Annotated in this window: 7 protein-coding genes; 2 read left to right on the forward strand and 5 right to left on the reverse strand. The window is 53.0% G+C overall.

What is annotated here, in order from left to right; translation table 11 throughout:
* Positions 1 to 31 precede the first annotated feature (31 nt).
* Positions 32 to 7,672 (reverse strand): T9SS outer membrane translocon Sov/SprA, encoded by a 7,641-nt coding sequence (gene sov / locus NG346_RS06150; RefSeq protein WP_396266742.1) that lies wholly within the window; start codon positions 7,670 to 7,672, stop codon positions 32 to 34.
* Between the two features lie 73 nt (positions 7,673 to 7,745).
* Positions 7,746 to 8,366, reverse strand: coding sequence for a Holliday junction branch migration protein RuvA (gene ruvA / locus NG346_RS06155; RefSeq protein ID WP_262288443.1), 621 nt, complete (start codon positions 8,364 to 8,366; stop codon positions 7,746 to 7,748).
* 243 nt (positions 8,367 to 8,609) lie between these two features.
* Between ruvA and NG346_RS06160 the strand changes: the two genes are divergently transcribed.
* The gene (locus NG346_RS06160; RefSeq protein WP_154533977.1) at positions 8,610 to 8,987 is read left to right on the forward strand and encodes a hypothetical protein; all 378 of its coding nucleotides are present in this window, start codon (positions 8,610 to 8,612) and stop codon (positions 8,985 to 8,987) included.
* Positions 8,988 to 9,245: 258 nt separating this feature from the next.
* Positions 9,246 to 10,145 carry a diaminopimelate dehydrogenase gene (locus NG346_RS06165; protein ID WP_262288444.1) on the forward strand — a complete coding sequence of 300 codons (900 nt, stop codon included), beginning with the start codon at positions 9,246 to 9,248 and terminating at the stop codon, positions 10,143 to 10,145.
* A gap of 163 nt (positions 10,146 to 10,308) precedes the next feature.
* Here NG346_RS06165 and NG346_RS06170 read toward each other — a convergent pair whose 3' ends face one another.
* The 3 genes from NG346_RS06170 to NG346_RS06180 all read right to left on the reverse strand — a co-directional run bounded on the left by NG346_RS06170 (position 10,309) and on the right by NG346_RS06180 (position 13,865).
* Positions 10,309 to 11,268 (reverse strand): metallophosphoesterase, encoded by a 960-nt coding sequence (locus tag NG346_RS06170; RefSeq protein WP_262288445.1) that lies wholly within the window; start codon positions 11,266 to 11,268, stop codon positions 10,309 to 10,311.
* A 40-nt stretch (positions 11,269 to 11,308) separates the two neighbouring features.
* A complete protein-coding gene (locus tag NG346_RS06175; protein WP_262288446.1) occupies positions 11,309 to 12,259 on the reverse strand; it encodes an endonuclease/exonuclease/phosphatase family protein in 951 nt (316 codons plus the stop codon).
* 199 nt (positions 12,260 to 12,458) lie between these two features.
* Positions 12,459 to 13,865, reverse strand: coding sequence for a C1 family peptidase (locus tag NG346_RS06180; RefSeq protein ID WP_262288447.1), 1,407 nt, complete (start codon positions 13,863 to 13,865; stop codon positions 12,459 to 12,461).
* Positions 13,866 to 13,868 lie beyond the last annotated feature (3 nt).

Genomic DNA, 13,868 nt, shown 5'->3' on the forward strand with positions numbered 1-13,868 from the left:
CCCCTCCCTTTAGGGAGGGCAGGGAGGGTCTTTATCTTGTCAAACTGAACTTGACACTGAGTCCGAAGTCTTGCGTCGTTGTCGGGTAACTGTTTGACGAGAGCAACGGCGTGTTGGTCTGACGGTCGAGATAGAAACTCATGGTGAGCAGTTTCGACAGCGTGTAGTCAGCCATGAGCGAGAACTTAAAGGCCGTGTTGCCGCTGCTGGCCGTGGAGTTTACCGTAGCGATGTCGCGGAGAATGCTGGCCTGCTTGCGATAGGAGAGATCGAGGCGTATGTTCAGATCGTGGTTGGCACGTCCACGGGCATTGTTGCGGCTTGTTTGACTGTTGCTATTGTTGTTGCGACTGTTGTTGCCTTTTCCTTTGTTCTTCACACTGCGGTTTGTTCCCCCGCCACCGAAGAGATTGAAGTTGTTGATGCGGTAGCCCAAGCCGAAGGTCCAGTCTTTGCTTACAGCCTCGTTGATCTGTGCACTTGTCATCGAAAGGGCGAGAACGCGTGTCTGGCTGTACTCCAATTTTGCGGTGAGGTTGTTTTGGAGCGTCACGTCGACACCGAGCAGCGGGGCAAAGGCTTCGTTGATGCTCACCGTAGAGATGTTGTACATCGAGCTGGGAATAGGATTGCCCGTCGTAGCATCGGTGATGAAGCCCATACCCGGTCCCATGAGAGCCATGAATGTGGAGTAGCTCTGGTAGGAGCCGATGGCGAAGATGCTCTTGTAGCTATGGTTGAGGTTGACACTCTTGAAGATATCCCGTAGCCATGGCAATTTGCCCAGTCCGCTGTAGCGCAGCGTCCAGTTGGGGAGCATGTGTGCCAGAGAGGGGAAGAGTTCAAGTCCGCTGTTCATGCGTGTGTAAGCTTTGAGGAAAGCCGGAATCATCACGTCGGCGCTGTAGCCGTTTACTCCGCCGTTGGCCGCGTCGAAAGTCTTGCCCGCGAGTGTCGTGCCCTCGGGATAGACAGTGCCGGCATAGCGGTTTTCCACGCGCTGGCGGAAAGCGTCGAGCGAAGCGCAGAACTTCTCAAAGGTCTTGCTGCGGAAGCCATTGTTGGCGTTGCCCATACCCTCGAAAGCCGAACCGAGAGAGAGCGTGGTCATCGTGAACGTGCCGGTCTGTGTGGTTGGATTACCTACATACATATATTGTATGCTCTTAGCCGAGGTGTTGGTGCGGCTGGCGTTGAGGTCAATCTTCAGGTTCTTGATCGGTTCAAGCGTCAGTCTCAACTGCAAGTCCTCGGTCTTGTTGGTGGTGGCCGGTGTCGCCACGCTGTCAGCCATGAGCAGCCAACCGCGATTCTTAGCCTTGTCGATGTAGCTGTCGCCCATCAAGCCAAAGGCAAAGTCCAGTCCTGGCGAGAGGACGCCCGCATTGGTGTTCTTGGTCTGGCCAAAGGCATCACCGATGTTCGGCATGAAGCCGGGCAATGCCATGGAGTATTGATTGCGATAAGACACGCTGACACTGCGCACCATCATAGCCACGCGAGCCAGCACTTGAGCCGTCTTGTACCATCCTTTCTCATCGAGTGCCGGCTTAGCCATCACTGAGAGTTTCAGTTTGGTGACGGAGTCCACCTTATTTATAATACGTATACGGTTGTCGTCGAGTTTGCGGAAACGCAGCTTCACCTTATGTCCCTTCTCATCTTTTGCCGCGACGATGAGCCGTTTGGTATGCTTGCCGTGGCTGACGATAAGGGTGGTGTCTGGGCGCAACGTGATCTCCTTCTCATAGGTGTTGCGGTTGCGGGGCAGTTGCCTCTTCTTTTCTTTTTCGGCTTTGTTCTTGGCGCGCAACTCTTTCACCGCCTGGTCAGGATCCTTGCCCTCGGCGATGGCTTTCTTGCGTGCATCCTCTTCGGCTTTCTGTTGCTTCTGTCTGTTGGCCTTGGCCTGCTCTTTTTGTTTCTTCTGTTGGTTGATCTGATATTGGCTCGTCTCCCTGTTGAAGCGCTCGTTGGTCTTTTTGAGGAAAGGAATATGGTTGTAGAGCTTCACGAGATCGAAGTTGCCCGTGACGTTGAGTTGACGGTTGTTCTGAATCGTATTGCCCAATGATGTGCTGTCCTCCAGCATTGTGCCGCGTACCCAGCTGTAGTTGGAGTTATACGTCGCATTGGATGTCACCCAATCGAAGATCGGGATGAGGTTGAGTGGCAGCTGATACGACAGATTGAAGTTTTGCTGATAGTCGAGCGGTGTGCCGAAATGCCTGATGCTCTGCCATACGCTGTCCTTCCAAGCTTGGTACTGCGTGGGGTAGAGATCTTTGTTGATAGCCGTGTACGGTTCCTCTATCTCGGCATGTGTGGCACTTTGGAAACTCATGTGGATGTTCTTGGTGAAGTCCCAGCGGAGTTGGAATTCACGGTTCCAAAGGAACTGCTCGGAGAACGTCAGTGGCAACTGATTGTTTTCCGTCGCCTCCATGTCACGCTCCTGAAACTCATAGTAAGAGCGGGTCATCTCAGAGTTGAAGCTTACGCTTTGTGGCAGATAGTTCAGTCCCAGTCGCTTTGGCAGGTCGAGCCATTTGCTCTTGCTCTTCATTTTACGGAACGGCTCCCACGTCTTGTACACAGGTGTCCAGGCGTAGTTTATCGCTCCACGCCAGTCGTCCTCGTTCTCGTAGACTGTTGTCTCTCCCTGCTTATGAGAGTGGGAGTGACTGTAGGAGAAAGAGAAGTTGGCAGGATCGACGGGTGTGGGATGTCGCTGGTTCTGAATGCCGATACGTGCATTGGAAATAGAGAAATTGGTGGTGATAGCCTTCGTCACGGCGATGTTCTCGATGGAGTCGTGCTCCTGCTTGTCGGCCGTGCTCTCAAGCGCATCCTTGAGGAGCATGTCGGTGTCGAGGGGATTGTATTTGGGGCGGGTGACCTGCTTGGTGACACTGTAGTAGAGCGGTGCCGACACCTTTGCCTTGTCGGGGAAGAACTTTCCGAGTTCGAGGCTTGTGGTAAACGCTACGTTGCTTTGGTCGTCGGTGGTGCGCTCGCTGACACCGCTCTCCAGTCCGCCGAAGCCTTGCGAGACATATCTGCCCTGCATGTTCATGGTTCCGAGGTCAGAGAGTTGTACGTTGAGGTTGCCGTTGGCAGCCCATCCTCCTGCGTTGTTGTATTCTCTGAGACGAAGCTCATTGATCCATATCTCGCCGCTTTTCTGCTCGGCACTGAGGTTGCGCACACCGATGATCATCGTCTTCACCTCGCCAAGTGTCGGGTTACCCATCACGGTGACCTTGTTTTGCGGATGGTCACTGTCATATCCAGTGTAAGGACGGGCAAAGGATGCCAGTCCCTGAGCCTTCTGAAGGTTGCGCTCCTTCTTGATCTTGGTGAAGAGCGAGAGCGGAATGTCGAGCATGTTGTCCTCAGGCCATACCTCACGTGCGGCATCAGCCGAGAACCGACTATACGAGCCAGGCGCGGTGAGCTTCAAAGGAATCTCGTATTCATAGTAATTGCTCTTATAGTCTGAGCCCAGTCGGATGAATACGGCGAGCTGATTGTCCTGAAGGTTGGTAGTGTTCTGCTCATTGGCATTGGCGTGCACAAACATTTGCAGGCGTTTGTATTGGCGCAGGTCGAGCGTTGTATTCTTATATACGCACTTCGACTCGCCGGAGGAGAGCTGACTGACATTGATGTCGAGAGCCTGCTCGTTGTCCTGTACAAGTTGGGTGTTGTTGGGATCCTGTCCGCGCTTGATGCCCGGTGGCAGCACATAGTTGACAGGTTTCTTGTCGCTGTTCTCCTCGATGTTGACGGATGCTGTCGTCATCGTTCCTGTCTGTGCCCCACTGTTGTCGAGGTTCTGCTCATAGACGCGCCAAGTGCCACGCACGAGGTCAAGGCTGCCGAAACGGAGGATGACGGGGTGCTTAAAGCCTGTGAGGAACATGCGCATGAAACGGATGCTCGTGAAGTCGTTGATGCTGCCTACCCGTTGCTCAAATTCCTTGAGAGGGATGCGGAAGAGATACCAGTCGATTTCTGTGTCGTTCTTGCCGTTGCGTAGCGTGGGCTTTGTCTCGCGCTTGTCGACGATAAAGTTCTTGCCAATTTCCAGATCCTCCGGGCGGATGGAGACGTGGTACTGGAAGTATTTCTCATATTCGTTGAGCGTATAGTCCTGATTGATATCTTCCACGTCAGGCGTGCTCTTAATAGAGGTATCGTAGCGCTCAGTGCGCCCATCGCTGTCGGGCGAGTTGCCCTGTGGGTTGTTGATGTATTTATACCGGCGGAGGATGCTGGCCTTCATGTCGTCATAGTCCGACCCGCGGAAATAGTGATAGTCGTCGTGAGCCGGATCCGCCCAGATGGAGTCCCACACAGCTTGGTTGACCTTACCTTGTACCGCTTTGAGGAAGTCCTGATATGAGTCAAAAGTTTGCTCCTCGCTGTCGTTGAGTCCGTTAAGTCCCACATCCTGCAAGGCACGGCTGCCTTTGGTAGTGGCGAAGGCATAAGTGACATTGGTTGTCGTCGGCACCTTGCCCCACTGTGTGGTGACAAAGCTGTTGGAGCCGTCGACAGGCATACTGCTCTCTGCGAACTTCTTGCCGTCGTGGAGCACGTCTTCCGACACCTCACCGAGATCGATATAGAAGTCACCGCCGTAGTCGCTGGCATTTCCGGCTTGGCGTGTATGGATAAATGGATCCATCATCCAAAACTCTACATACTCTATGTTGGCTGTTTGGAAGTCGTTGGTGTCAAGCTTGCGCATCATACCGCCCCAGTGGCGTGTGGGGTTGTTGAGCGAGCCGTCGGCGGCGAGATCCGGGTTGAAGTTGTAAGGGCCACGCTCGTTGGGGTAGTATGCAAGGTTGAGCACGGATATTGTCGATGTGGCTCCGTTGTAAGTGCTTTGGTCGCGGTTGGGATAGAGCTCCTTGACGTAAACCTCACGCACATAAGGGTCGCTGAGCTGGTTGAGGTCGCTCTTGATGTGTCCCGGAGTGAGTGAGGAACTCAAACGGGTGAAGAGCGGGTCGATGGTGTACCAGGCAAGCAGCGAGCGGTTGAAACCTGAGCGCAGCGTCGTGTTGTCGGTGTGCTCAGGGAACATCGAGGGCACGCTTGACAGTTGCCAGTTGTAAGGTGTGGAGACGTCGATCTTGTCGGTTGTGTTCTCAAAGTCGTCGAGATAGGACGCGTTGTCCTGCGTGCCATGGCTCTGCCCGGCGATGAGTTGTGCAAACTCACCGGTGAAAGAGATCTGTGAAGGCTGTGTCAGATGGAGCAAGGGCAGTTTGTCGAGCATGTTGGTAAGCCACTGGCTCTCGTGCTTCCAGTTGAGGTTGAGACCCCATAGTGTGTTGTTGACCGGCTCGGCACCCATCGATACCTTTGTGGTGAGTGCCTGCTCAGAAAGATGTTGGAGCGTTCCCGAAAGTTGGAAGTTCTTGGAGAAGTCATACTCCCAGTTCATGCCGAACATTGTTTTCCGCTCTTGAGCATAATCGCTTTGGCTCTCCAACGACACGTTGACTGCGGTACCGGCGTCGATGATGCTTTGGTTGAGAATGGTCACTTCGCCGGCACTGTAGTCCACGCTATAGTCGGAACCTTCGGTCAGCTTCACGCCACCCGCAGTGACAACGACGGAACCTTGCGGCACGTTATACGCACCGAGAGAGATGACGTTGGCTTGTGTGCCACGGAACTGACCCTGCAACAGATATTTGTCTTTCTCGGCAATCTGCTTGGCAATGGTCTTCGTGGAGTCGTAGAGCTCGGTGAAAGCATATTTAGAGGCTGTGGTGGCAGAGACACCTTTGCCGACAAGATAGTTATAGAGATAACTACCGAAAGGCTCTGCGGCAGGGAAGAAGACACGGCCGTCGCTGACGGTATAGCCCTCGACGAAGTCGAAGTAGCCGTTGGAGTGTGCTTTGTTGTTATTGTCAAGGCGGTCTGCACCGAGTACCTTGATGAGCGTCTGGCTCTTTACCTGTGGTTCGGGGATATAGGAAAGATAGACACCAGTGGTGTCGCTTTGGTATTTCACGTCAAGGCGGAACTTGTCTTTCTCTACCGAGGAAGCCAAGTAGTAGACGTTCTTCATCATCAGCGGCCAGTTGCCTTGTGAGGGATTGTTGCTGGTGTTCTTGAGCGATTTGACGAAAAGAGCTTTGGATGCATCGGTGACATCACTGGCAAACTCGCCGACCTGATAGGTACGTCCGCCGTAGGTATACTCGTAGGCAATGGCAAGTACCTGGTCGGTCTGCAAGGCTGTCTTCAACGAGATGTAGCCCATAGCATTGTTGATGCTATACTCCGACGAGGAGAGCAAGCGTGCACTCTGCAGCTTTTCATAGTCGTTGCCGCCCACAAGCCCGGCACCGTCAAGCACCGTAGAGGTTTGGTCAATGTCGCGGGCCGTGGCATACTGGCTCGTCAAGGTGCTGTACTCTGTGTTGGCATCATTTGATGGCACAGGCTGCCCCGTTGTCGTCCACTTATTGCTGCTCACCTTGCTGTTCTCGCCGAGGTCTGTCAGTGCAATGATGTTGCGAGTGTTTGCCGTGTTGCCGCTTTTGTTAGTCACCCAGATCTCTACACGGTTGATGGTGACGCCCGTAGTGAGGTTGGGCAGTGTCTTCATGGCTGCGTCGTAGTGATCGTGGAAATAGCGGGCGAGGAAAAAGTGCCGGTTCTCCTCGTAATCAGATGCATCTATTTCAAAGGGAGTGAGCTGCTTGCCACCGGAGCTGGAGACACTCTTCGACGTACTCTTCTTCTGTGAGGCCACCATTTGCAGTTTCAACTTACCAAATTGCATATCCGTGCGGATACCGAAGAGACTGCTTGAGCCTTGGATGAGCGAAGAGTTGGAAGGGAAGGATACATTGCCGGCCTCGACGAGTTTGATGATTTCATCTTCCTTGCCGTCGTATTTCAACTTCATGTTCTGCGCATCGAAGTCAAAGGTGGCATCGGTGTTGTAGTTGAGGTTGAGGTTCACTTTGTCGCCGACCTTACCGTTGACGTTGAGGTTGATCTTCTCATCGAAGTCCATTGTGGTGGTCTTGCGGTTGCGAATTGGCAGCGACGGGTTGTCGATATTCTTGAATGTAGCGCCGAATTTCAGTTCTGCTGATCCTTGCGTCTTGATACGCACACCGCCGGGGCCGAAGATCTTCTCCGCCGGTCCCAGGTCGAAGTGCATGTCGGTGAAGTCGAACTTCTCCTTACCTTTAGCCTTGTAGATCTCATCGTTCTTGCCCCGATAATAAGCGTTGCGCCAGTTTTTCTCGCTCCACTTCATATATTCCTCTGGCGACATCATGATGGGAGCGGCAAGATAGGTCGATCCCATCTTTGTGCCAATGATATATACGTTGAGGCTGTCGTTGTATGTAACTTCGTATTTCAGTCCGTCGGGACGTTTCAAGTCGAGTGCGCTTTGGTCGAGATCGTCGTAGGTGACGGGCATGGTGCGCTGGATCTTCCAGCGCGGATGGAGCAGAGAGTCGGGTATAGAGTCTTCGTCGGCTAACAGCGGTTGGGCTTGTGCATGGATGTTGCCTTGCTTGTTGCCGACGTTTTGCGCCTTGTTGCTTCCACCGTTTTGCCTTCTTGGGCTTAGCCTGTTTTGGTTTTGCGGTGTCTTTACCACTTGTGGCGACCAGGGCATAGCAAGGGCATAGCTGACAGTGATGACAGCCAGCACAAGTAAGACTACAATATGGTAATGACGATGTCGCAAACTACTTAATTCTTTTTAAAGCTTCCTTGACAACCATCTCCACGGCGAGATCGGGCTGCTCGGTGAGGATGGCGACGACAACCTTGGCTGCCGGTGCCGGGGAGAAACCAAGCATAGTAAGAGCGGCAACAGCTTCATCTTTCACGGCGTTGTTCACAGCCGGTGACTCGTTGCGGCCCGAAGCCACATGGAGCTCGTCTGCAATTCCCGATGCAGCAATCTTGTCTTTCAAGTCGACGATAATGCGCTGAGCAGTCTTCAGTCCGATGCCCTTCACGCCTTTGATGAGTTTCTCGTTGCCACTTGCGATGGCATCGCAGAGCTCTGCCGGCGTGATGGAAGAGAGCATCATGCGGGCGGTGTTGGCTCCCACGCCACTGACGCTGATAAGCATACGATAGAGCTCGCGCTCCTGCCGTGTGGCAAAGCCGTAGAGTGTGAAGTTGTCGTCACGGCCGCCGGTCTGAAGCGATTCATGGACGAGGAGTTTCACCTCTTTCTTGCCTTGGATGGCAGTGTAAGTGTTGAGGGAAATGTTCAGAGCGTAGCCTACGCCGGCTGCCTCTACAACGGCAAGAGCAGGTGTCAGCTCGGTCAGCTGACCATGGATGTATTCTATCATTTTTGTTTTTTGTCTTATATATAATAATGTGTGATGATAAGATAACGTGAGAAGCGGGGGATTATTGCATAAGAAGACACGAAGCTGCTGTAAGCAGCAGCGAACAGAACCCAGCAACAAGGCGAAACGAAAGTAGCGATAGTGCCCACCAATAAAAAGCGAGCGAGAGCAAAAGCAGGGCGCGCAAATTTCCCGTTAGAAGTTTGGGCAGATGAAAGGAAAAACGTAAATTTGCAGGCAATTATGGGAAGAAACAAGTTTTCACAAAAGGAAATAGAAAAGATCGGTAAGCTGCTGAGGCTGAAGAACTCGGTCAACCGCGGCAAGCAAAAGCTCATCCGTCATGAGCTGAGAGTGGATTACGAGTTCAACATCTCAGACTTCAATGAGCCGGGGAAAGCCTTCGGCGAAGAGGAGTTGCAGGATGCCGTGAAGCGTGGAGCCATTCAGATTCTTGACGAGGCCACCATTGAGGCCATGAAGGCCAAGCGTGCCCGCGACAAAGCACGGGATGAGGCTGCCCGTGAGCAGGCTGCCGTGGAAAGCGGTGAGCAGACCGACTGGAAGAAAGCCATGGAAGAATGGCAGGAGTGGGAAAACGAGAAACATCAGAATGATTAATAAATACCAATAAATTGTAAGGAAAAGCCTGTTTTTAAGGAAATATTGTTACCTTTGCACTATAAGGAACGTAAGAAGTACCAGTTACTTCATCGTTTCTAAGAAAATATTGTTACCTTTGCATGGTATGACGATAGACATTCGTTTGTAAGATATACAATCGCCAGCAAGATGATCTATTGCTCGCATATATTTCATCATCCACAGACATACAACCATTCGCAAGATATACAACCAATAATACAACCAATAAGAGAAATGAAGAAGATCAGAGCTGCTGTAGTTGGCTATGGCAATATAGGCCACTACAGCGTACAGGCGCTTGAGGCTGCGCCCGATTTTGAGATTGCCGGCATCGTACGCCGTCAGGGTGACAAGGACAAGCCAGCAGAGTTGGCTGCCTACGAGGTGGTCGACGACATCGCCAAGTTGAAAGACGTGGATGTGGCTATCCTTGCTACGCCGACACGTGCTTGCCCCGACCTTGCAGAGAAGATCGTGGCTTTGGGCATCAACACCGTTGACAGCTTCGACATCCACACGTCTATCCTCGACTATCGTACACGTCAGATGGAGAACTGCAAGAAAGCAGGTCGCGTGAGCGTCATCTCAGCAGGATGGGATCCGGGTTCGGACTCTATCGTACGTGTGCTGTTGGAGAGCCTTGCACCGAAAGGACTTAGCTACACCAACTTCGGTCCCGGCATGTCGATGGGACACAGCGTTGTGGCGCGCTCTAAGAAGGGCGTGAAGAACGCGCTTTCCATGACCATTCCATTGGGCGAGGGCATTCATCGCCGTATGGTCTATGTGGAGCTGGAAGACGGCTACACCGTGGAGCAAGTCTATGACGAGCTCAAAGCCGACGACTACTTTGCTCACGACGAGTTGCATGTCTTCGCTGTGAAGAGCGTCGACGAGGTGCGTGACATGGGTCACGGCGTGCACATGACCCGCAAGGGCGTGAGCGGGAAGACACAGAACCAGCGTTTCTCCTTCGATATGAGCATCAACAATCCGGCACTTACCGGTCAGGTGCTTGTCAACGTAGCCCGTGCCTCCATGCGTTTGCAGCCGGGATGCTACACCATGCCTGAGATTCCTGTCATCGACATGTTGCCGGGAACGCGTGAGGAAATCGTAGCAACACTCGTCTGATCTTTAGCCTATTCGGGCAAAAACTATAAAGTCTATTATGCCAATCGTGCATAATAGACTTTATTTTTTTGCCCCTTTGCTTTCGAGTACTCTACCTTTTTTATATAGGATTCTCCTCTTATGTTTTATGATATTCTCTTCCTTAGCTTTAGAAGACTTTGCCCTATTGCTGTTGGGAATACAGTTTGATGACGTTTACTTCCGGCCATGCTCCGAAGCGGAAGGGCACAGTGCCACCGATGCCCAGCGAGACATAGAGCATGGATCCGTCTTCAACATATTTTCCTCCCCATTCGTTGTAGGCCCATTTGGCGGGTGAGAAGCGCCCCACGCGTATCTGTCCAGCATGGGTGTGGCCCGACAATGTTAATGCTATGTCAGTCTGATGGAGCACACCGCGCCGCCAATGACTCGGGTCATGGCTGAGCAGTACCTTGAACATGCCTTTGGGTAAGTCTCCCAAAGCCTTATGCAGATCGCCATAGTCGGGGAAAGGCGGACGACTGATATTCTCTACCCCGATGAGTCCGATAGAGTCATTGCCACGACGGATAACAACATGTTCATTGAGCAGCAGGTGCCAACCGGCTTTCTCCTCCAAGTATTTCAGAACGTTTTGGTTTCGGCGGATGTTATACTTGCTTTTATCCTCACCGTATTCGCAATAGTCGTGGTTGCCCATGACGGAAAACACACCGTCGCGCGCACACACCTCTTTTAATATATGCTGGAAAGGGATGACTTCCTCGGCACTGACATTGACGAGATCACCGGTAAACACCACGAGGTCGGGATGTTGCTCGTTGACGATGCGTACCATTTTGTCGATGAAGCTTCGGTTGCGCAGAAACGTGCCGATGTGGATGTCGCTGAGTTGTACAATGCGGTAGCCGTCGAACGACTCTGGCAGCAGAGGAGACGTGCAGGAGGCTGTCTTCACTACGATGTGGCGCCAGCCAAAGAAAAAGCCGTAGGCGGCCAGCATATTCCAGACAATGGGTAGTGGCAAAGCCCATCGCCAGCCCACAAAAGGCCATAGTGCCAAAAATAGAAGTCCTGGTATGCCGATGATCAGCACCAGTCCATAGGCTAAGCGCATGAATGTATTGTGAGGAAGATGCATTGTCTTATGTTGAGAGTTGGATATTTATTGATGGTGCTCTCTATTCCGGATGGATAGGAGGAAAACCGAATGTGGCGACGAGCGGCAGATGATCGCTGAAACCATTGAGATAGCGCGGACCAAGATAGTTGCGGCGGGGTTTCACACCACCGTATTTCTCGTCGGGCACCAGCAGGAAGGGCGCGTCGTGGATGTGGCAGTCGACGAGTTGCCGAGCCGAAGTCGCGTCGCAGAGGATATGGTCGAGGCTGCCCCACAGCCCATGATAGCGATAGGTCCCTTTCGCCCCGTGACTGCCCTGCGCTTTTTCCGACACTTCCACGAGACCATGACGGACGAGCAGTTGAAGCGTGGGATCAGAAGAATAGTCGTTGAAGTCGCCAGCAATGATGATGCGGGCTTGGGGTGACAAGGCTCTGACGGAATCCACAGACTGCAAAAGACGGTTGATGACTTTCAGCCGATAGGGTCGGGAAGCCTGCTCTCCGCCACGTCGGCTGGGCGCATGTATGGCGAAGACATGCAGCGTGTCGCCCGAGATCAGCTGTCCGCAGGCATAAAGGATGTCGCGCGTGGGACGGAAGCCTTTCGGTGGCGCGATACGGATGGAATGATAGCCGATCAGGGCAAACGAGAAAGGAGAGTAGAGTAGGGCGACGTCGATGCCACGCTCGTCGGGGCTGTCGGTCATCACATATTCATAGCCCGCATTGCGAAGCAGTGAGCGCTTGGTGAGATCACGCATCACACTGTCGTTCTCCACCTCAGTGAGCACCACCATGTCGGGAATCACCTTCGTGGAGTCCAACTCACCACACGAGAGAATGTCCTGCCCGATGCGGTTGAGCTTATGCCAATAGCGCGATGGCGTCCAGTGCATCGCGGAGGTAGGCAGAAACTCCTCGTCGTGCTTAAGGCTGTCGTGCTGCGTGTCGAAAAGATTCTCGCAGTTCAGCTCTACAAAGGTGAACAGACAGATGAGCAGATACATTGGCTAATGTTGAATGTTGAGTGATGAATGATTCCAATGTTGAATGATGAATGTTGAGTGTTGACCTACTCTATACCCAACTTCCCCAACCTCCAATGTTCAAGCCCTAAGCCCTCTTTGATGGGAGAGGAAATGGTTGTACATTTCCCTCCCTTGGGAGGGTTAGGGAGGGCTGTAGGGTTAGTGAGAGTCTTCTTTTCTATTCGTCTTCGAGGAACAGCGGGTCTTCCGGCGTGACCATCGTCGGCTTCTGCTCGAACTGCTTCAGGAGCGTCTCCGGTACATAGCGCTTGTTGACCACGAGACGGAACATATAGTTTTGGAACCAGTTGTCGGTCATGATCAGATAGCCGTTCTGACCGTAGGTCGGTCCCCAACTGTTCTCTACCTTCCATTTCAGCGGCTTGCCCTCAGCGTTGAGGTCGACGGCGGTGAGCGTCATGGCATGCGTGGAACCACTGTCGAAGGTTTCGATGCGCTGCGCCTTGTTCATGCCGAAGGTAGTACCCAGCAGCGAGCCGTAGTCGAAGTTGTCGGTGTCGAGATAGCCGCGCTTGCGGTCGAGCTGCTTGCCCACGTCGTAGCTGGAGTACATCTTATGCCCGTCTTTGAGCGAGGCGATGGCGAGGCTCTCAATCTCGTCCATCGGCAGGTTGAGGTATTTCCAGTTGTGTCCGTCGTAGGTGTGGCGGTCATATTCCACTTCGTAAGTCTTGTGATAAGGCCGGCGCGGGTTGTTCATCACCATGATAAACGTACCGTTGAGCGGTCCGCCCACCGTAGCCTGATAGAACGACTTCGGTGTATAGGTCTTTGCGGGACCCACAGCCTTTCCGTTTTTGTCGCGGAAGGTATAGGAGAACTCCTTGACCGGTTCGCCCAGTGTCAGCGTGAGGATGTGATAGATGGTCCCGAGCATCTCTGTTTTGCGCTTCTTGATGTCGGCTGCTTTCTTACCGTCGGCGACCATCCGGCGCAGTTCCAGCCCGAACTCACGCAACTTCGACGACACCATCTTCTGCATCTGTGAGGTGTTGTCGCTGGAGAAAGTCTCCGGCATGACGCTCATCGGCACCAGTCCGTATTTCTCGCTCAGATCGGCCACACCGCAGAACGTGCCGCCGTCGCCGATGGGGTTACGGAAGAAGAACTGCACGTGCGTGTCGTCCATTGGCTTGCGGGCACAGTCGATGACACCTTGCAGCATAAGGTTGGCCTTTTCCAACTGGTCGTAGAAGAAGAGGTAGGAGTGAGAAAACTCCACGCGCACCGAGTCGCCGTGAGCTTTGGCAAAGTTGGCGCGCAGCACGTTCAGGCCCGAGAACATCCAGCAACGGCCCGAGCTCTTCTGGTCCTCGATATTCTGTTTGGGCGTCTCCACACTGAAATAGGTGTCGACTTCACCTAAGTTTTTGTAGTTCTTTGCCAAGTCGTCGATCTTGTTCGACGCGATGGCGTTGGCCAAAGCCTTGTAAGCCGGGTTCTTGCTTTGAGACTGCTCGATCTGTTGCAGCATCGTAGCAGAGATGCCGCCGTCGTGTGTCTGTGCCAACATGGTGCTGGAGGCAGCCACGAGGAACAGGGCCAGGATGGTTCTTTTCTTCATATT

This window comes from Hallella absiana (genome assembly GCF_025457485.1).
Classification (GTDB): Bacteria; Bacteroidota; Bacteroidia; order Bacteroidales; family Bacteroidaceae; genus Prevotella; species Prevotella absiana.

What these genes read in the sequence shown, in the direction of transcription:
- sov (WP_396266742.1), bottom strand. Translation starts at nt 7,672, where the DNA reads ATGCCCTGGTCGCCACAAGTGGTAAAGACACCGCAAAACCAAAACAGG.
- ruvA (WP_262288443.1), bottom strand. Translation starts at nt 8,366, where the DNA reads ATGATAGAATACATCCATGGTCAGCTGACCGAGCTGACACCTGCTCTT.
- NG346_RS06160 (WP_154533977.1), top strand. Translation starts at nt 8,610, where the DNA reads ATGGGAAGAAACAAGTTTTCACAAAAGGAAATAGAAAAGATCGGTAAG.
- NG346_RS06165 (WP_262288444.1), top strand. Translation starts at nt 9,246, where the DNA reads ATGAAGAAGATCAGAGCTGCTGTAGTTGGCTATGGCAATATAGGCCAC.
- NG346_RS06170 (WP_262288445.1), bottom strand. Translation starts at nt 11,268, where the DNA reads ATGCATCTTCCTCACAATACATTCATGCGCTTAGCCTATGGACTGGTG.
- NG346_RS06175 (WP_262288446.1), bottom strand. Translation starts at nt 12,259, where the DNA reads ATGTATCTGCTCATCTGTCTGTTCACCTTTGTAGAGCTGAACTGCGAG.
- NG346_RS06180 (WP_262288447.1), bottom strand. Translation starts at nt 13,865, where the DNA reads ATGAAGAAAAGAACCATCCTGGCCCTGTTCCTCGTGGCTGCCTCCAGC.